This window comes from Brevibacillus sp. FSL L8-0520 (assembly GCF_037963895.1).
In the GTDB taxonomy this organism is placed as follows: domain Bacteria; phylum Bacillota; class Bacilli; order Brevibacillales; family Brevibacillaceae; genus Brevibacillus; species Brevibacillus borstelensis.
Genome location: NZ_CP150171.1, coordinates 1,756,843 through 1,774,611 on the forward strand (window position 1 = coordinate 1,756,843; position 17,769 = coordinate 1,774,611).

Sequence of the window (17,769 nt, forward strand, 5' to 3'; positions counted from 1 at the left end):
CTGCCCCTTTTTAAGGGCAGCTTCTTTCGTCCCAATCACTCATCGCTGGACATAACGAAAAACTCCTTGCCGTAGCCGATCTTCTCCCAGAATTTTTGCGCTGAAGTGTTCTCCACATCGACAAGTACGGAAACGGCTGAGACCTCCTGGCGCTGAAACCAGTCATTCATTTCTGCCACAAGCGCTTTTGCCGTGTGCTGTCTGCGATATTCCGGCACAACGTATACTTCGTCGATTTGGCCGAGGAAGATGTCTTCGATCAAATCTTTTTTCAGAGAGGCAAGAGCATAGCCGATCAGTCTGGAAGCGCTGTCGAGCGCTACATACACCACGCCGAAACGGGATTGGGTGTATTGCACGAGCTGGTCATGGATACTCTCCTGTTCTTCGGCAGACAGTTCGCTTTCTGCTACTTCTTTGCAATTTTCATTCCACAGCTTGATGATGTCGGTAAAATGATCATGTGATGCTTGTTCGATACGGATAGTCATTTTCCATTCGTCTCCCTTCACAAATGAGCAATCAGACAGGAAGTGTTTTCGTTAAACAAAATCGGATCTTTTCCAGTGCCATGTCAACCTGGCCGATTTCTCCGGCGTTGAACTTGTCCAGCACATCGTCCACTTGATGACAGGCAAACGCTCTTTTTATCCTGAGCACATCCTGCAAGCAGTCCCGTTCCAGATCATGGAGCTGCCGGTTTTTGAAATATCCTGCGGCAAATGCGCCAAAGTACAGATCTCCCGTCTCTTCGGAGTCATCATCCTTCCGGTCCGCTTCGTAGGCCAAGAACGCTGCTTCACCGGCGAAGTGACAGAGAAAGACATCGTTTGCTGCAAGGTGAAAGTCAATGATGCTGCACAGGCTGCCGTCATCATCCACGAGCAGGTTATTCAGAGAAAAATCCCCTTATACCGCTTCTGCGGGGAAATCTGGCCACAATATCTCCAGAAACGTCCGTTTTTTCTCGTATAACGCGTAAATCTCCTGCCACAAGCTTTGATTCGCTTCGCTGGCTTGCACTGCTTTTGGGGGGTGCAGACGTCTTCAGCGAGATCGTCAGTTGGGCCGAACATGCTCCACGGGCTGAAAGAAGTAAACGGAATGGCGTTTTCTGCGGAGAGGCGATGCATGGCTCCCAGCCATTCCCCCGCTTGCCGGATCAGGCCTGGATCAAGGCAATCCGCTTCCTTCCCTGGCATCCATTGTTCGACGGTCGCAAAAGCTTATTGACCGTCAAAAGACGGTTATAGTCCTTTTTTGCTGCATGGCAAACTTGCTCCCTTTTTAATGATATTCACCATATTTGGCAATTTTTTAATCTGCCATAATTCGATACGAATGACAGGATGGAAAGTTACGTTTTTTGTAATGGTCTGGAATAAGAGGTCGGTCTGTCCGGCGCAGGAAGCTTTCTCGGCAGAAAAGATGCCAATAGGGGGCCAGCCGAACCGTCCAGATTCGGCTGGAAACGAGAAAAAGGCTTCGGGAGCGGGGCCATCGCTCGCAAAGCCTTTTTCTGGGCAGCCGGACGGGCCGGCTGTGGACGATCTGATTTGTTGATTGGCGATTCAGGCGTCGATAGTTGAAGCAGCGTCTGCAGTCGTCTTTTCGGAACCGGGACGGGTAATGGAAAAGACCGCACACCCCAGCGAAACCAGGACGAAGCAGGCGCCGACCCACGCGTTGTACTGAACCGAGGCTTTCTCGATCACGATGCCTCCGACAGCCGATCCAAGCGCGATCCCGACGTGCAGGACAGAGGTGTTCAACCCAAGCAGAATGTCGGCTGTCCGGGGAGAGGTCTGGATCAAGTAGTTCTGCTGGGCGGGTGAAATGGCCCAGCTCAGTGCGCTCCACACCACCATCACGATCAAAAATACGTAGAGCGATCCGGTGGTAAAGGGCAGGGATGCCATCACCAGCCCGAAGGCCGAAACGATGACGAGGATTGATTTGGGCGGCCCCCATTTATCGGAAATCCATCCGCCTACGCCCCCGCCCATGACTGCAGCGACGCCGAACAGCAGATAGACAAAACTGAGCCAGGCTCCTTCCAACTGCATCGTTTCCTGCAAAAAGGGAGTAAAGTACGCATACAGCGTCAAATGGCCGGTCAGCATCAGCATCGTAATCAACTGGGCGCTGACGATCTTCTCGCTTTTCAATGAAGCGAGCTGTTGCCGCAGCGGTATCGCCGGAGGCGTTTGAACATTGGGCAGCATAATGCTGAGGCAGAGCATCGCCACAAGGCTAAGTCCGGCGATGAGCCAAAACGGAGCACGCCAGCCAAATGCGTTGCCGAGTGTCATTCCCATCGGGACACCGAGCACCAAAGAGCCGCTGATCCCCATGAAGATGATGCCCAATGCCCGGCCCCGGTAGGCAGGCTCGACGATTTGCGTGGCGATTGAAATGGACAAGACGGTCAGCAGGGCCCCGCAGGAGGCGGAAAGAATCCGGGCGATGAGCAGGACCGAGTACACCGGACTGAGCGCGGCTAGCACATTGCTCAGAAAAAAGCCGAACAGGGCCAGCAAATAAAGGCGCTTGCGGGCAATTTTTCGTGTGACGTGCATTAGGATTGGCGCTGAAACGGCAAACGACAGGGAAAACACTGTAATCAATTGCCCGGCGGCGCTAAGCGGAATATTCAGGTCTGCGGTGATCAGATTCATCGTCCCGCCGATGATCAGCTCCACCGTCCCGACCACAAAGGTTGCAATAGCAAGAATAAAAACGCGAGGATTCACACAGAAGAGCTCCTTTCTGCACCTGAAAAAAGGTTACCACTATGATGGTAACCTTTTTGGTCTGCGCATTCAAGAAAAAAATCATGGATGATGTTAGTAACGGAGCCGGATGAGCATGCGCCGTATCTCTTCGTCTCCAAAAAGCAGGTCGTAATGCTTTTGCGTAATGCGGGCCAATGCTACGTCATGGAAAAAGAAGTCGGCGAAGAATTTGACAAACGGCTGTGCTCTCGTCTGAATAGCTTGCCAGTTGCCGTCTTCTTCTCCGGCAAACATGATCTCCTCCTGATCCGCTACGATGAGCTGGAAGCGTTCCAATCCCTCGTGCTCCTCCGAAGGGATTAAGACGTGGACCCGTTTGAGGTTTGTCTGTATCTCTCCGACCACCAGCGCTTCCACTTCTACGCCTTCCCGTTCCTTTTCCTCGAGGAGAGGGATAAATCCGGCAAAATCGTCATTCCAGGCGGAGATGCGGATGGACTTGACGGCTCGCTGAATCAAGTGCTTGCTTTCAGCGCGTATGGAGGAGTCGACCTTGAGGTTCCAAATCCGGTCATCCCGTACCTGCTTGCTGGCCAAAGAGGTTTTGAGCCGCTCCACGTCGTGCTGAAATTGACTGGTCAGCTTGTCGATCAGGCTGTTTAGCGGCAGAGCGGTATACCATTTCTTTTTATCCGACACAGAATCGAGGACCAGGCCCTTGTCTACCAGACGGGTCAGCACTTCGTAAATTTTCGCTTTGGGAACGCCGGAATGCTTGACGATCATTGTGGCATCCATGGGAGACTCGCTTGCCGCGAGCGTCTCATATACTTTGCTTTCGTAATGGGAAAATCCGAATGTTTCCAACATGACAATGCCCTCCAACCGGTTTGATCCGTGCATAGAAGATATGCCTTCTATTATACACACTTTTTTCCGCAAGTCCGGTAATGTCACGAGGAGGGGGAGCATCCACTCCGCAAGTGCGCTCGTCCCGCAAAACGAATCCCGCAGAAATAGGAAAACCCCCTCATTATGAGGGGGACAGCCTGTAGACAAAGTTCCGTAAGGAACAGGGTCTGCAGGCTTTTTTGTTGAATATAGAACATGTTACGTTTTCAAAAGTTATTTTTTAGAGGTGGCATTATGCTTAATAAGCAAGAGGCCGAAGGGCGTTATCAGATATCTGCATTCTCGCTAGATGAGTTGGTGCCAGAAGATCATCTCGTAAGAAAAATTGAAAATGCAATCGACTTTTCGTTCATCTATGACTTGGTGGAAAGCCTCTACTGTCATGACAATGGCAGACCCAGTGTTGACCCTGTAGTCTTAGTTAAAATTGCTTTCATCCAATATATTTTTGGAATTCGTTCCATGCGACAAACGATTAAAGAGATCGAAACCAATGTTGCCTATCGGTGGTTTATTGGCTATGATTTCAGTCAGCCCATTCCCCATTTCACGACCCTAGGCAAGAACTATGTTCGCCGTTTTCGGGATACTCAACTCTTCGAGTCGATCTTCCTTCGAATATTGGAGGAGGCGGTTCATCATGGATTCGTGAAGCCTGATGTGCTTTTCATTGATGCTACGCATGTAAAAGCCAGTGCGAATAAGCATAAATACGTGAAAGAAATCGTTGAAGAACAAGCGAAGAAATATCAAGAGCTGCTGGACGAAGAAATCAATCAGGATCGTATTGCACATGGAAAGAAGCCCCTTGAAAAAAAGACAGAAACTTCGAAGAAGGAGGTGAAAGTCAGCACAACTGACCCGGATTGCGGATTGTTTGTAAAAGGGGAAAAGGAACGTGTATTTGCTTATAGTTTTCATACAGCATGTGATCGAAATGGATTTGTGCTTGGTGCCAAGGTAACGCCAGGCAATGTGCATGACAGTCAGGTTTTTGAGGATGTTTTGAATCAAGTGCGAAAGACGTTTGCACAGCCTCAAGCTGTGGCAGTGGACTCGGGATACAAGACGCCTTACATCAGTAAAACACTCCTTGATGACCAGATTCGCCCCGTTATGCCCTACACAAGACCACGCACCAAAGAAGGTTTTTTTAAAAAGCACGAATATGTGTATGATGAATATTTCGACTGCTACATCTGCCCGAACGAGCAAATCTTAACATATGAGACAACAAACAAGGATGGGTACCGTATCTATCGATCAAATTCTCAAGTTTGCCGAAGTTGTCCGTTCTTGAAACAATGCACGGAAAGTAAAGACTACACAAAGAGAGTGAGTCGCCACATCTGGGCTGATTACCTCGAAGAGGTAGACCACCTCCGGCATACCGAGGAAAACAAACAAATCTATAGCAAACGGAAAGAAACGATTGAACGTGTATTCGCTGATATGAAGGAAAAGCATGGCATGCGTTGGACGACCTTACGAGGACTGGAGAAGGTCACGATGCAGGCGATGCTTGTTTTCGCTGCCATGAACTTGAAAAAAATGGCGACCTGGCTATGGAAATCAGGTCGCCAAAAGGTGAACGATCAAAACACCTTCGGTATTTTCATCAAATTATTAAACAAACTCCCTCTGCTGTTCGTTCAGCGAGGGAGTTTGTCTGCAACCTGACCCCCTCATTATGAGGGGGACAGCCTGTAGACAAAGTTCCGTAAGGAACAGGGTCTGCAGGCTTTTTTGTTGAATATAGAACATGTTACGTTTTCAAAAGTTATTTTTTAGAGGTGGCATTATGCTTAATAAGCAAGAGGCCGAAGGGCGTTATCAGATATCTGCATTCTCGCTAGATGAGTTGGTGCCAGAAGATCATCTCGTAAGAAAAATTGAAAATGCAATCGACTTTTCGTTCATCTATGACTTGGTGGAAAGCCTCTACTGTCATGACAATGGCAGACCCAGTGTTGACCCTGTAGTCTTAGTTAAAATTGCTTTCATCCAATATATTTTTGGAATTCGTTCCATGCGACAAACGATTAAAGAGATCGAAACCAATGTTGCCTATCGGTGGTTTATTGGCTATGATTTCAGTCAGCCCATTCCCCATTTCACGACCCTAGGCAAGAACTATGTTCGCCGTTTTCGGGATACTCAACTCTTCGAGTCGATCTTCCTTCGAATATTGGAGGAGGCGGTTCATCATGGATTCGTGAAGCCTGATGTGCTTTTCATTGATGCTACGCATGTAAAAGCCAGTGCGAATAAGCATAAATACGTGAAAGAAATCGTTGAAGAACAAGCGAAGAAATATCAAGAGCTGCTGGACGAAGAAATCAATCAGGATCGTATTGCACATGGAAAGAAGCCCCTTGAAAAAAAGACAGAAACTTCGAAGAAGGAGGTGAAAGTCAGCACAACTGACCCGGATTGCGGATTGTTTGTAAAAGGGGAAAAGGAACGTGTATTTGCTTATAGTTTTCATACAGCATGTGATCGAAATGGATTTGTGCTTGGTGCCAAGGTAACGCCAGGCAATGTGCATGACAGTCAGGTTTTTGAGGATGTTTTGAATCAAGTGCGAAAGACGTTTGCACAGCCTCAAGCTGTGGCAGTGGACTCGGGATACAAGACGCCTTACATCAGTAAAACACTCCTTGATGACCAGATTCGCCCCGTTATGCCCTACACAAGACCACGCACCAAAGAAGGTTTTTTTAAAAAGCACGAATATGTGTATGATGAATATTTCGACTGCTACATCTGCCCGAACGAGCAAATCTTAACATATGAGACAACAAACAAGGATGGGTACCGTATCTATCGATCAAATTCTCAAGTTTGCCGAAGTTGTCCGTTCTTGAAACAATGCACGGAAAGTAAAGACTACACAAAGAGAGTGAGTCGCCACATCTGGGCTGATTACCTCGAAGAGGTAGACCACCTCCGGCATACCGAGGAAAACAAACAAATCTATAGCAAACGGAAAGAAACGATTGAACGTGTATTCGCTGATATGAAGGAAAAGCATGGCATGCGTTGGACGACCTTACGAGGACTGGAGAAGGTCACGATGCAGGCGATGCTTGTTTTCGCTGCCATGAACTTGAAAAAAATGGCGACCTGGCTATGGAAATCAGGTCGCCAAAAGGTGAACGATCAAAACACCTTCGGTATTTTCATCAAATTATTAAACAAACTCCCTCTGCTGTTCGTTCAGCGAGGGAGTTTGTCTGCAACCTGACCCCCTCATTATGAGGGGGAAAATTTTGGGGTGCGAGCATATTTACTGTGACAGCTTCGACTCCAGAGGCCCATTCAAAAAGCGCTTCGTCTCGGCAACGACCACACCGGAGAGTCCGATCAGGCCGATCAGGTTGGGCACTGCCATCAAGCCGTTCATGATGTCGGAGAGCGTCCAGACCAGATCGAGCTTCATCGTTGCTCCGACAGCGACCATGACTACCCAGACGAATCGGTAGTATTTGGCAGAGCCTTTGCCGAACAAATATTCAAAGCATTTCTCGCCGTAATACGCCCACCCGAGGATGGTGGAGTAGGCAAACAGGATGATCGCAACGGCCAGCACGTAGCTGCCGGCTTGACCGAAGACGCTTTGGAAGGCGTACGTAGTCGCTTCCACGCCAGACATACCGGTGGACCAGGCTCCCGTAGTGACCAAAGCAAGCCCTGTGATCGTACAGACGAGAATCGTATCAATAAACGTCCCTGTCATGGAAACGAGCGCCTGCTTGGCCGGTTCGTCTGTTTTTGCCGCCGCGGCTGCGATCGGTGCGCTGCCCAAACCAGCCTCGTTGGAGAAAACCCCCCGGGCAACCCCTTTTTGGATCGCCATGGCTACGGTCGCTCCCAAAAAGCCGCCTGCAGCCGATGTGCCGTTAAACGCTCCGTGTACAATGTCTGCCAATGCCTGCGGTACTTGACCCGCATGAAAGAGCACGACAATGATTCCGGCAACGATATAGAAAAGGGCCATAAACGGCACCATGACGCCGGTGACCTGTCCGATCTTTTTCACGCCGCCGAGGATGACAAAGGCGGTAAAGGCAGCGAGCACAATCCCCGTTGCGACCGGAGGGATCGAGAAGTTCAACTGTACCGCTTCAGCGACGGAGTGGGACTGGACCATGTTTCCGATCCCGAAGGAAGCCATTGTTCCAAACAGGGCGAACAAAACAGCGAGCCATTTTTGCTTCAGCCCTTTCTCCAAATAGTACATCGGTCCGCCGGAAAATGTGCCGTCAGCCTGCCGGATGCGGTACTTGACAGCGAGAATCGCTTCGGCGTATTTCGTCGCCATCCCGAACAGAGCTGTGATCCACATCCAGAACAGAGCACCCGGTCCGCCGACCGCGACAGCCGTGGCCACCCCGGCGATATTTCCCATCCCGATCGTTGCCGCAAGCGCGGTCATCAGCGCCTGAAAGTGGTTGATGTCCCCAGCCGCTGTTTGCTCCTGCTGCTTCCCAAAAGCGAGGCGCAGCGCATACCACAGCTTTCTGAACTGCAGCCCTCGAAGGCGGATCGTCAGCATTACCCCAGTGCCGACGAGCAGTATCAGCGTAGGCAGTCCCCACACAAATCCATTCACCATTTCCAACCATTGCATAAGCATGTCCATCTCGGTTTCCCCCTTGCTGTTTTTGAAGAGAAAAAGAAAAAACATTTCACCCGAAAATGAAATGTTCTCTGGAGACGGTCGCAGGACGTACAAAATTACGTAAATAAGAATACAAAAAACCGGCGGCAAACCGCATTTGTTGATGGGCGCAGAAAAGTTTAGCAACATGTAAAATGTTCAACCTTCTGCAACACATAAAAAACTTCGTCATACGAAGAACGAATATCTTCGAGAGAACTGACAGCAAAGCTTTTTATCGACAAATTACTAACCGTTTTTGTATAAGTCCAAGCGTCCACTCTGTCCTTTTACCTGAGAGATTATTCGCCGCGGCGAATTTGCTCCTTCGGTGCCCAATCCTCTTTTCGAAAAAAGAGGGAGTCTCTCCAGAGGCTCGTCCCCATGCAGTTTTACTAGTTTCCTAGACCTGAGAGTTTCGGGAAGGTTCCCTTGCCCCGTCGGTAGACATCTGTCTTCTCCTGAATGGTTCATCCGAACGATATGTGATTTATAAATCAATTATAAGGAGCGAAGCGAGCTTGTCAATGGATTGAAAAAAATTGATCGATCCCCCGCTTCTGGCAGTTCTTGGTCTATTCGACAGCGCTGAGCAATACGTTATATCAATGATGAACATGCCGCCCGAAGCGTCGTGTCAAAAAGAGACAACCTGTGCAAGAGCTGCCATCGAAACGATGCCCCGCCGGGCTGCAAGGGGGGAGTTTTTCATGCTGCATATCGTCGCCTGTATCAAACAGGTGCCGGACACGAAGATCATCAAGATGAACCCGAAGACAAATACGATGGACCGTTCCAGCGCGCCTGCCATTTTGAATCCGTACGATGCGCATGCCGTGGAGGAAGCTGTCCGCTTGAAAAAAAGGTACGGGGGAACAGTTTCCGTCCTGACCATGGGGCCTCCGCCCGCTGTCAAAGCGATCCGGAAATGCATCGAGATCGGTGCGGATGAGGGGTACATGATTACCGACCGGGCCTTTGCCGGGGCAGATACGCTGGCCACCAGCTATGCGCTGACGAAAGCCCTCGAAAAAATCGCCAAGGAAAAGCCGATCGACCTGATCATCTGCGGAAAGATGACGATCGACGGGGATACGGGCCAGGTAGGACCGGGCATTGCCAGACGGCTCGACATCCCGCCTTTGACCAGCGTGAAAAAGGTGGTCGAGGTAAACAAGCAGCAAGGCTATGCCATCGTCCACCGCAAGCTGGAGGACGGCTATGAAGTGATTCAGTCCGCTTTGCCCTGCCTGTTTTCGGTGGAAAAGGAAATCAACGAGGTACCCTATTCGCCGCTGCCCAACATGCTTCGCGCCGCACGCTACCAGCCCGTAATCTGGGCGGTCAGCGATCTGGAGGACGTCGACAGGACACTGCTGGGTCTCAAAGGCTCCCCGACGATTGTGGCCAAGGTCTGGCCTCCGGAAAAGCCAAAAGGCGGCGAAATGCTGGAGGGATCGGCACAGCAGCAGGTTGAGCGATTGATGGAAATTTTGCAGCAGAAACAAGAGCTCTTTGCAGGGAAGGAGGCACGGGCATGAATCTGGACGAGTACAAAGGCGTGTGGGTATTCCTCGAACACCAGGACGGGAAAATCGTGCCTGTCTCCCTGGAGCTTTTGGGAGCGGGGCGAAAGCTGGCAGACAAGCGGGGAGTACCCCTGGCCGGCATACTGATTGGAGAGGGAGTTCGGCAGTTGGCCGCGACCGCGTTTCACTACGGTGCCGATACGGTCTATCTCTACGATGATCCCGTTTTCCGGGATTACCGGACCGAATCGTACATGCGTGCAGTCATTGCTTGCGTAGAAAAGCACAAGCCGGAAACGATCCTGTACGGTGCGACCTCGACGGGCAAGGACCTCGCCAGCGCGGTTGCCACCGATCTGGAGACAGGGCTGACTGCGGATACGACGATGCTCGATGTGGATGAGGCGACAGGGCTTTTGGAAGCGAGCCGGCCCGCATTCGGCGGCAACATCATGGCCACGATTCTCTGCAAAAAGCACCGGCCGCAAATGGCCACGGTGCGGCCGAAGGTCATGAAAGCGCTCCCGATCGACACCAGCCGCAAAGGAGAGCTCATCGAGGAATCCATCCCGTTGCGGGAGGAAGACATTCGGACCAAGGTGCTGAAGATCGTCCGGGAAACGCAGACAAAAATCCGCCTGGACGAGGCTGACATTATCGTCGCAGGGGGCAAGGGGCTCGGCAGCAAGGAAGGCTTTCAGCTCATCCATCGCCTGGCCGAGGCGATCGGAGGCACTGTAGGGGCGAGCCGGGATGCCGTCGAGGCGGGATGGATCGACCACGCCCACCAGGTAGGCCAAACCGGGGTGACAGTCACGCCCAAGCTGTATGTTGCCATTGGCATTTCCGGAGCGATCCAGCATCTGGTCGGCATGCAGAACTCCGGCCTGATCATTGCCATCAACAAAGACCCGCAGGCACCCATTTTCCAATCCTGTCATTACGGCATTGCCGGGGATGCATTCGAGATCGTTCCGATGCTGATCGACGCGTTCCAGGTGACGGCTGGCAAGGAGGTACAGTATGGCGGAAAAATTTGATGTCATTGTCGTGGGAGCGGGGCCGGCCGGTACGTCCTGCGCGTATACGCTGGCAAAGGCGGGTGTCAACGTCCTGCTCCTCGAGCGGGGCGAGTATCCGGGCTCCAAAAACGTGATGGGCGGCGTCTTGTACCGCAAAATGATGGAGGATATTATCCCCGGCTTCTACAAGGAAGCGCCAGTCGAACGGCCGATCGTGGAGCAGCGGTTCATGCTGCTCGATGAAAAATCCGCCGTCACCTTTAGCTACAAGGGCCTGGAGTGGGGAGAGGAGCCGTACAACAACTTCACCGTCCTTCGGGCGAAGTTTGACCAGTGGTTTGCAGAAAAGGCGGTTCAGCAGGGAGCCCTGCTCGTCAATGAAACGGTTGTGACTGAGTGTCTGGTTGAAAACGGGAAGGTCATCGGGGTGAGGACAGACCGCCCGGACGGCGATCTGTTTGCCGATGTGGTCGTGCTGGCTGACGGGGTAAACTCCCTTTTGGCCAAATCGCTCGGCTTTCACAAGGAGTTTCGCCCGGACGAGGTGGCGCTGGCGGTCATGGAAGTGCTCAAGCTCGACCGGAAAATCATCGAAGACCGCTTCAGCCTGGAGCAGGACCAGGGCTGCACGTTTGAAATCTTCGGCGACGCGACCAAAGGAATTCTCGGAACAGCCTGGCTCTACACCAACAAGGACAGCCTCAATATCGGCGTCGGCGCGATGCTGTCCGGCCTGATCAAGAACAAGATCAAGCCGCATCAGCTACTGGATTACGTCAAGAAGCACCCGATCATCCGGCCGTACATTCAGGGAACGGAGCAGCAGGAATACCTGGCGCATCTGATTCCGGAGGGAGGCTACCGCTCGATCCCGAAGGTCGTAGGCGATGGCGTGATTGTAGTGGGGGACGCGGCTCAACTGGTCAACGCGATTCACCGGGAAGGCTCCAATATGGCGATGACTTCAGGGGTGCTGGCGGCAGAGGCCATCCTCGAAGCTAAAGCTGCGGGAGACTTTTCGGCTTCCATGCTCGACTCTTACCGGCAGAGGCTGATGGACAGCTTCGTTGGACAGGACATGAAAAAATACAAGGATGCCACGCACCACTTTGAAAAGTACCCGCATTACTTCGAGAAGTACATTCCGCTCATGAACAGGGCCGCCAGCCAGATGTTCACCGTCGATGGCAGCTCCAAGTGGGAGAAGCAAAAGAAAATCTGGACGGAGCTTGGCTCCGCCAAAGAAAAGTGGAAAATGGCCCGCGATCTGATGCAGGCTTGGAGGGTGATGAAGTGATGAAGGAACTGCCCAAAGGTCAATCGATCGAGGAAAAGCAGTACCTGGTCCGCTTCAAGGCGGATACGGAGTCGCACCTGCACGTATTGGATACGGATGTATGTGCCACAAAATGTCCCGACAAGCTGTGTACGATTTTTTGTCCGGCAGAAGTGTACAAGTGGGAAGAGGTGCGAATGCATGTGGGATACGAAGGGTGTCACGAATGCGGAAGCTGCCGGATCGGTTGTCCACATGAAAACATCAAATGGGTATACCCCAAAGGCGGACACGGCATCATCTTCAGATTGGGGTAACAGGCGATGGATGATGTTTAAAGTGGGCGAAGTCGTGACGTACGCGGGTGACGGGGCGAGGGGAATCATCCTGGACATAATGGGAGAGCAGTATCTGGTCATGTGGGAGGATACATTCGTCAGCTTGGAGAAGGCCGAATGCCTGCGCAAAGAAGGAGCAACCGAATAACTGGGCCAATGGGTGCCCCTTTTTCCCCGGTGCTGGGGGAAAAGGGGTGCTTTTCATTTTTGTTAGAATTTTTTAACCTATTTTAAACAAATTGTTCACCTATTAAGAAAAATAGGGTAACCTAATACTAATTGGTCGCAATCGATAGAACAGACTGAAGCGTAGGAATTAAGCGAAAATTCAACGTCCTTTGTCTTGTTTGAATAGTTGGCACGCCTCTTGCAATAACCAGTTTGCATAGCAAGTCCATATTTCAACACCAAAGGAGATTAGTCATGAACCTGGTAGCCAACGTATACCGGGGGGATGCGGTAGAAAGCACACACCTCGGTCATGTAGCTGTCGTCGATGCAAACGGAAACTTGCTTTATTCCTACGGTGATCCTCATCGCCAAACCTTCGCGCGTTCCAGCATGAAGCCGATCCAGGCGATTCCGGTCATTGAGACGGGAACAGCGGACAAGTTTGGACTGGAACCAGCCGATCTGTCTCTCTGCTGCGCTTCACACAGCGGCGAGCCGCGTCACCGCTCGCGGGCGATGGAAATGCTGATACGCGCCGGACAGCCGGAAGAAATGCTCCAATGTGGAACCCATGTGCCTCGCGACGAGGAAAGCTATAAGGAACTGATCCGTGCGGGCAAGCCATTGACCCCGATCTACAGCAACTGTTCCGGCAAGCATGCAGGGATGATCGCTACAGCTGTACACATGGGAGAAGAAGTAGCCACGTACCATCTGCCTGAGCACCCCGTGCAGCAGCGCATTTTGGATGCAGTTGTCGATCTGACTTCCTATCCAAAAGACAAAATCGTTCTGGGAACGGATGGTTGCGGCGTTCCTGTTCACCGCCTGCCACTGGCCCACTACGCCTGGGCGTACGCCAAAATGGCAAGGCCCGACGTGATCGAAAATCCGACTCGCCGTCAGGCGGTTGCCCGGATCACCGATGCGATGATTGCGCATCCGGAAATGGTCGGCGGCAATAACCGCTACTGTACCGATTTGATGACGGCCTTTGCCGGACGAGTGTTTGGCAAGGCAGGTGCAGAGTCCGTATACTGCCTGGGCGACCGTCAAACAGGCATCGGCATCGCTGTGAAGATCGAGGACGGCGGACCGCGCGCTATATACGCGGTGGTCAATGAAGTGCTTCGCCAGCTCGGCATCGGCACGGACGGTCCGCTTGAGAAGCTCGCAGAGTACACCAACCCGATCGTAAAGAACATGAGCGGAAAGGCAGTAGGCCGTATTGAAACTGCCTTTACCCTGCACGCAAGCAACACTCCACTGGGCGTGTAAAGGCTCGTTGCTTCCTGACAGCCGTTTACGCATATATACAACAAGCATAAAAAAGGGGGAAATCCTGCGATGAATTTGCGCAAAGGATGGAAAGTACTGAGCACTTCCGCTTTGCTGCTCTCGCTGGTGCTGACAGGCTGCAGCCAGTCAGCAGCACCGGCAGATCCAGGCAAGCAGCAAGCGGGGGAAACGGGAGGACAAGCAGACGCTTCGGCCAAGCTTCGGTTGAACCTGAAGACGGAGCCGCCTTCTCTCGATCCGCCGAAAGGGTTTGACAGCACCTCCAACGAAGTGCTGAACGCAACGATGGAGGGCCTTGCCCGCCTGGACAAGGATCACAAGCCGCAGCCGGCGATGGCCGAGAAGTGGGAAGTGAGCGAAGACGGAAAAACATACACCTTTACGCTTCGCGACAGCAAATGGTCCAATGGCGATCCGGTAACGGCGCAAGACTTTGAATACGCGTTCAAGCGCATCGTCGATCCGAAGAACGCATTCCCGTCCGCATTCCTGGCTTACTACATCGAGGGAGCCGAGGAGTTCAACAAGGGCGAAGGCACAGCCGACGGCGTAAAAGTCAAAGCAATCGATGAGAAGACACTGGAAGTAAAGCTGAAGTCTCCTGCGGGATTTTTCCTGCACATCCTGACTCAGCCAACCTTCTTCCCGGTTAACAAAAAAGTGGTAGAAAGCAATCCGAACTTTGCTGCGGAAGCATCTACTCTCGTGAGCAACGGACCGTTCAAAATCACCGAATGGGTACATGATCAATCCGTCAAAGTAGAAAAGAACGAAGGCTACTGGGATAAGGATTCCGTGAAATACGCGGGCATCGATTGGGTCATGGTAAACGACGAAAACACCCAATACCAAATGTACAAAACAGGCCAATTGGACATGATCCAAACCGTGCCAAACGATATGAAAAAGCAACTGATCGATTCTGGCGAAGCGAAAGTGGAACCGGAAGCATCCATCTACTACTACCGGATGAACGTCAAAATGGAGCCGTTCCAAAACGCAAACATCCGCAAGGCATTTGCACTGGCGATCGACCGTCAGGCTCTGATCGACAACGTGGCACAAGGAAAACAGCTTCCGGCACTGGCGCATATCCCGGTCGGCTTCCCTGAACCGGACGGCCGCGATTTCCGTGAAGTCGGCGGCGATTTCATCAAGGACAACGATGTAGAACAGGCAAAAGCGCTGTTGAAAAAAGGGATGGAAGAAGAAGGCTACACGACTCTTCCGCCGGTTACTTTGACGTACAACACAAGCGACGCCCACAAGCAGATCGCGCAAGTACTGCAAGAAATGTACAAGAAAAACCTGGGTGTTGATGTAAAGCTGGAGAACAAGGAATGGAAAGTGTTCCTGGCCGACCAGCGCGCCCGTCAATTGCAAATCTCCCGTTCCACCATCCCGGCTGATTACGGCGATCCGCTCAACTACCTGGAGCTGTTCGTGACCGATCATCCTGGCAACCGCATCAACTACAGCAACAAAGAGTACGATGCGCTGGTAGAAAAAATCCGCAATACGGCTGACGAAAAAGAACGCTTCCAGCTGATGCACGATGCCGAGAAGATGTTCATGGACGATATGCCGCTTGTGCCGATCTACTTTGGTACCAAAGTGTTCATGGATCAGCCGAATGTAAAAGGTATTATCCGTCACCCTGTTGGAACGCTTGACTTCAAGTGGGCCGAAATTTCGAAAAAATAGTACGATAGTGAGGACAAGGGCTTGCAATCCCGCCCTTGTCCTCACTATACATCTTGGAGCGGGTACTCATGGAAAAAAAGACTGTAACCTTTGTTGCGAAGATGGACGAATTTTTACAATCCGTGGTTAGTCAATGCCATGAATTGGGCATCTCGCAAGACTTTCATATCGAAGGTCGGCGGGTCGACCAGCTGCCTTACCGGCCGATTGCCGAAGGTTCACTGGTTGTACTCTCCACGAAAAGCATCTACGAACAGGTGGAGCCGTATTTGCCGCAAGACTCCAGGGCGATCGTGGCAAAGCGGATGCTGCCCTATCACAACCTGCGGGAAATGCTGGAGATACCAAGAGGTGTGAAGGTACTGCTCGTCAGCGATACGGCCGAGACGGTGGACGAAACGATGAGGCTTTTGATCGCATCGGGGATGGACTTTGAGCTGTATCCGTATTACCCCGGATCTGATTATCCGCTGGACATTGACATCGCCGTAACGCCGGGCGAGGCCGAGCATGTTCCTCCGACGATTCGCAAGGTCGTCGACATCGGCTTTCGGGTCATCGACTTGTCTACGTGGTTGGAGATTTACGCCCATTTTGACAACGGGAATTTCCAAAAGGTAACAGCCCGCACCATGCAGTCGCTCATTTACATCACGAAGCAGTTGAACAATGAAATTCTTCATGCCCGCCTGCTGCAAATGTATCTGGAGGGTATTGTCAACCGGATTGAAGACGCAGTCATCGCTTTGGACGAGCAAGAAGTCATCCGGTTTATCAATCAGAAAGCCATCGATACGCTTCATTTGCACGGACCGGGTGTCCAAGGGGAGAAAGCGGCCGTTTGTCTGCCGGAAGACTTTATGGAGACGGTTCGCGACTGCGACGAAAATGAAGAAGTGCTCGTGGACTGGGCAGGCCGGACTTACTTTTTCCGAAAAATGCACATCGTCATGGAAGGACGCTATCTGGGGAGTCTGCTGTTGTTTCGGAAGGCAGCGGAGATCGAAAAGATGGAGCACGACTACCGGTTGCGCTTGTACAGCAAAGGCTTGATCGCCAAGTACAGCTTTGACGAAATTTACGGCAAAAGCCAGTCCTTTCAACAGGTCATCCAGATCGCCAAAAAAATTGCCAGAAGCAATTCCACCGTGCTGCTGCTCGGCGAAACGGGAACAGGCAAGGAATTGCTGGCACAAGCCATTCACAATGCCTCCCCGCGAAAACGGGAGCCGTTCGTCGGCGTAAACTTTGCCGCGATTTCCGAATCGCTTCTGGAAAGCGAGCTCTTCGGCTACGAGGAGGGAGCTTTTACCGGGGCGAGAAAGGGCGGACACATCGGCTGGTTTGAATTGGCGCACAAAGGGACGATTTTTCTCGATGAAATCGGGGACGCAAGCGGAGCGATCCAAAATCGGCTGCTGCGGGTGCTGCAAGAGCGGCAGATCATGCGCGTAGGGGGCAACAAGGTAATCCCGATCAACATCCGGGTCATCGCCGCCACAAATCAGGATTTGCAGCAAATGGTCAAAGAGGGAAGGTTTCGGGCCGACTTGTATTACCGGCTCAATATTTTGCCGATTCATTTGCCGCCGCTGCGAAAACGGGCGGAAGATATTCCGTGGTTGGTAGACGCATTTATCCGTCGTTATTGTGTAGATTTGAGACGCCCTCCTTTTACCCTGTCGCGCGAAGCTTTGAACGCCATGCAGGCGTACGACTGGCCGGGAAATATCCGCGAGCTGGAAAATGTCGTGGAGTATTTGGCACACGTGGTGGAGGAAGAGGTTTACGCGTATCATCTGCCCTTTTTGCAGACTGCAGCCGTTGTCCCGTTGGAAGCAGATGGCTTGCAGCATGAATGTGAAGAAGTCTATCAGGCGTACGAAAAGCGCGGGTTTCTGCTCGAAATGACCGCCATTCTTCAAGAGCTGTCCACGGCAGGAGGCGGGAGATACGCACTTCAGGAGCAGCTGCGCGAGCGAGGAATCGACTTGACCACGCAGCAGCTGCGCTACCGTCTGAAAATGCTTCAGCAGGATGAATTGATCCGTGTCGGCAAGGGCCGGCAGGGCAGCAGTATCTCATCAAAGGGAGAAGCGTTTCTCGCCTTTTGCAAGTAA

The 17,769-nt window shown here is 51.8% G+C and carries 15 protein-coding genes and 1 riboswitch; of the genes, 10 read left to right on the forward strand and 5 right to left on the reverse strand.

Annotated elements, in window-relative coordinates; genetic code table 11:
• Nucleotides 1-35: 35 nt before the first annotated feature.
• From NSQ24_RS08795 to NSQ24_RS08810, 4 genes are all read right to left on the reverse strand, one after another.
• Complete coding sequence (locus NSQ24_RS08795; protein WP_003387704.1) at nucleotides 36-491, reverse strand: N-acetyltransferase; 456 nt, start codon at nucleotides 489-491, stop codon at nucleotides 36-38.
• A gap of 31 nt (nucleotides 492-522) precedes the next feature.
• On the reverse strand, nucleotides 523-882 hold the full coding sequence (locus tag NSQ24_RS08800) for a hypothetical protein (RefSeq protein ID WP_327926498.1): 360 nt from the start codon (nucleotides 880-882) through the stop codon (nucleotides 523-525).
• A gap of 689 nt (nucleotides 883-1,571) precedes the next feature.
• The gene (locus tag NSQ24_RS08805) at nucleotides 1,572-2,753 is read right to left on the reverse strand and encodes an MFS transporter (protein WP_024983876.1); all 1,182 of its coding nucleotides are present in this window, start codon (nucleotides 2,751-2,753) and stop codon (nucleotides 1,572-1,574) included.
• A gap of 93 nt (nucleotides 2,754-2,846) precedes the next feature.
• Nucleotides 2,847-3,605 carry a TrmB family transcriptional regulator gene (locus tag NSQ24_RS08810; protein WP_031932341.1) on the reverse strand — a complete coding sequence of 253 codons (759 nt, stop codon included), beginning with the start codon at nucleotides 3,603-3,605 and terminating at the stop codon, nucleotides 2,847-2,849.
• Between the two features lie 276 nt (nucleotides 3,606-3,881).
• Here NSQ24_RS08810 and NSQ24_RS08815 point away from each other — a divergent pair, with 276 nt between their 5' ends.
• Nucleotides 3,882-5,327 carry an IS1182 family transposase gene (locus tag NSQ24_RS08815; protein ID WP_024985259.1) on the forward strand — a complete coding sequence of 482 codons (1,446 nt, stop codon included), beginning with the start codon at nucleotides 3,882-3,884 and terminating at the stop codon, nucleotides 5,325-5,327.
• 121 nt (nucleotides 5,328-5,448) lie between these two features.
• Entirely contained in the window at nucleotides 5,449-6,894 is a 1,446-nt protein-coding gene (locus NSQ24_RS08820) for an IS1182 family transposase (RefSeq protein WP_024985259.1), read from the forward strand.
• Nucleotides 6,895-6,936: 42 nt separating this feature from the next.
• On the opposite strand, the gene NSQ24_RS08825 is transcribed toward NSQ24_RS08820, so the two are convergent.
• Complete coding sequence (locus NSQ24_RS08825; RefSeq protein WP_024984461.1) at nucleotides 6,937-8,292, reverse strand: sodium:alanine symporter family protein; 1,356 nt, start codon at nucleotides 8,290-8,292, stop codon at nucleotides 6,937-6,939.
• 290 nt (nucleotides 8,293-8,582) lie between these two features.
• Nucleotides 8,583-8,692, reverse strand: a riboswitch (glycine riboswitch).
• Between the two features lie 328 nt (nucleotides 8,693-9,020).
• Between NSQ24_RS08825 and NSQ24_RS08830 the strand changes: the two genes are divergently transcribed.
• The 8 genes from NSQ24_RS08830 to NSQ24_RS08865 all read left to right on the forward strand — a co-directional run bounded on the left by NSQ24_RS08830 (nucleotide 9,021) and on the right by NSQ24_RS08865 (nucleotide 17,769).
• Nucleotides 9,021-9,851, forward strand: coding sequence for an electron transfer flavoprotein subunit beta/FixA family protein (locus NSQ24_RS08830; protein ID WP_003387698.1), 831 nt, complete (start codon nucleotides 9,021-9,023; stop codon nucleotides 9,849-9,851).
• Nucleotides 9,848-10,879 carry an electron transfer flavoprotein subunit alpha/FixB family protein gene (locus NSQ24_RS08835; protein WP_003387695.1) on the forward strand — a complete coding sequence of 344 codons (1,032 nt, stop codon included), beginning with the start codon at nucleotides 9,848-9,850 and terminating at the stop codon, nucleotides 10,877-10,879. Before NSQ24_RS08830 ends, NSQ24_RS08835 begins: the two co-directional genes overlap by 4 nt.
• On the forward strand, nucleotides 10,863-12,158 hold the full coding sequence (locus tag NSQ24_RS08840) for an FAD-dependent oxidoreductase (RefSeq protein WP_003387693.1): 1,296 nt from the start codon (nucleotides 10,863-10,865) through the stop codon (nucleotides 12,156-12,158). Before NSQ24_RS08835 ends, NSQ24_RS08840 begins: the two co-directional genes overlap by 17 nt.
• Nucleotides 12,158-12,454 (forward strand): 4Fe-4S dicluster domain-containing protein, encoded by a 297-nt coding sequence (locus NSQ24_RS08845; RefSeq protein ID WP_003387692.1) that lies wholly within the window; start codon nucleotides 12,158-12,160, stop codon nucleotides 12,452-12,454. Before NSQ24_RS08840 ends, NSQ24_RS08845 begins: the two co-directional genes overlap by 1 nt.
• 10 nt (nucleotides 12,455-12,464) lie before the next feature.
• Nucleotides 12,465-12,623 (forward strand): hypothetical protein, encoded by a 159-nt coding sequence (locus tag NSQ24_RS08850; protein WP_339167649.1) that lies wholly within the window; start codon nucleotides 12,465-12,467, stop codon nucleotides 12,621-12,623.
• A gap of 275 nt (nucleotides 12,624-12,898) precedes the next feature.
• Entirely contained in the window at nucleotides 12,899-13,924 is a 1,026-nt protein-coding gene (locus NSQ24_RS08855; protein ID WP_003387690.1) for an asparaginase, read from the forward strand.
• Between the two features lie 69 nt (nucleotides 13,925-13,993).
• Nucleotides 13,994-15,649 (forward strand): peptide ABC transporter substrate-binding protein, encoded by a 1,656-nt coding sequence (locus tag NSQ24_RS08860; RefSeq protein WP_003387689.1) that lies wholly within the window; start codon nucleotides 13,994-13,996, stop codon nucleotides 15,647-15,649.
• 68 nt (nucleotides 15,650-15,717) lie between these two features.
• Nucleotides 15,718-17,769, forward strand: a complete 2,052-nt coding sequence (locus tag NSQ24_RS08865; protein WP_024984463.1) for a sigma 54-interacting transcriptional regulator — start codon at nucleotides 15,718-15,720, stop codon at nucleotides 17,767-17,769.

Excerpts from the sequence above, each read along its gene's own strand:
- NSQ24_RS08795 (WP_003387704.1), bottom strand. The coding sequence starts at position 491 with ATGACTATCCGTATCGAACAAGCATCACATGATCATTTTACCGACATC.
- NSQ24_RS08810 (WP_031932341.1), bottom strand. The coding sequence starts at position 3,605 with ATGTTGGAAACATTCGGATTTTCCCATTACGAAAGCAAAGTATATGAG.
- NSQ24_RS08815 (WP_024985259.1), top strand. The coding sequence starts at position 3,882 with ATGCTTAATAAGCAAGAGGCCGAAGGGCGTTATCAGATATCTGCATTC.
- NSQ24_RS08820 (WP_024985259.1), top strand. The coding sequence starts at position 5,449 with ATGCTTAATAAGCAAGAGGCCGAAGGGCGTTATCAGATATCTGCATTC.
- NSQ24_RS08825 (WP_024984461.1), bottom strand. The coding sequence starts at position 8,292 with ATGGACATGCTTATGCAATGGTTGGAAATGGTGAATGGATTTGTGTGG.
- NSQ24_RS08830 (WP_003387698.1), top strand. The coding sequence starts at position 9,021 with ATGCTGCATATCGTCGCCTGTATCAAACAGGTGCCGGACACGAAGATC.
- NSQ24_RS08835 (WP_003387695.1), top strand. The coding sequence starts at position 9,848 with ATGAATCTGGACGAGTACAAAGGCGTGTGGGTATTCCTCGAACACCAG.
- NSQ24_RS08840 (WP_003387693.1), top strand. The coding sequence starts at position 10,863 with ATGGCGGAAAAATTTGATGTCATTGTCGTGGGAGCGGGGCCGGCCGGT.
- NSQ24_RS08845 (WP_003387692.1), top strand. The coding sequence starts at position 12,158 with ATGAAGGAACTGCCCAAAGGTCAATCGATCGAGGAAAAGCAGTACCTG.
- NSQ24_RS08850 (WP_339167649.1), top strand. The coding sequence starts at position 12,465 with ATGATGTTTAAAGTGGGCGAAGTCGTGACGTACGCGGGTGACGGGGCG.
- NSQ24_RS08855 (WP_003387690.1), top strand. The coding sequence starts at position 12,899 with ATGAACCTGGTAGCCAACGTATACCGGGGGGATGCGGTAGAAAGCACA.
- NSQ24_RS08860 (WP_003387689.1), top strand. The coding sequence starts at position 13,994 with ATGAATTTGCGCAAAGGATGGAAAGTACTGAGCACTTCCGCTTTGCTG.
- NSQ24_RS08865 (WP_024984463.1), top strand. The coding sequence starts at position 15,718 with ATGGAAAAAAAGACTGTAACCTTTGTTGCGAAGATGGACGAATTTTTA.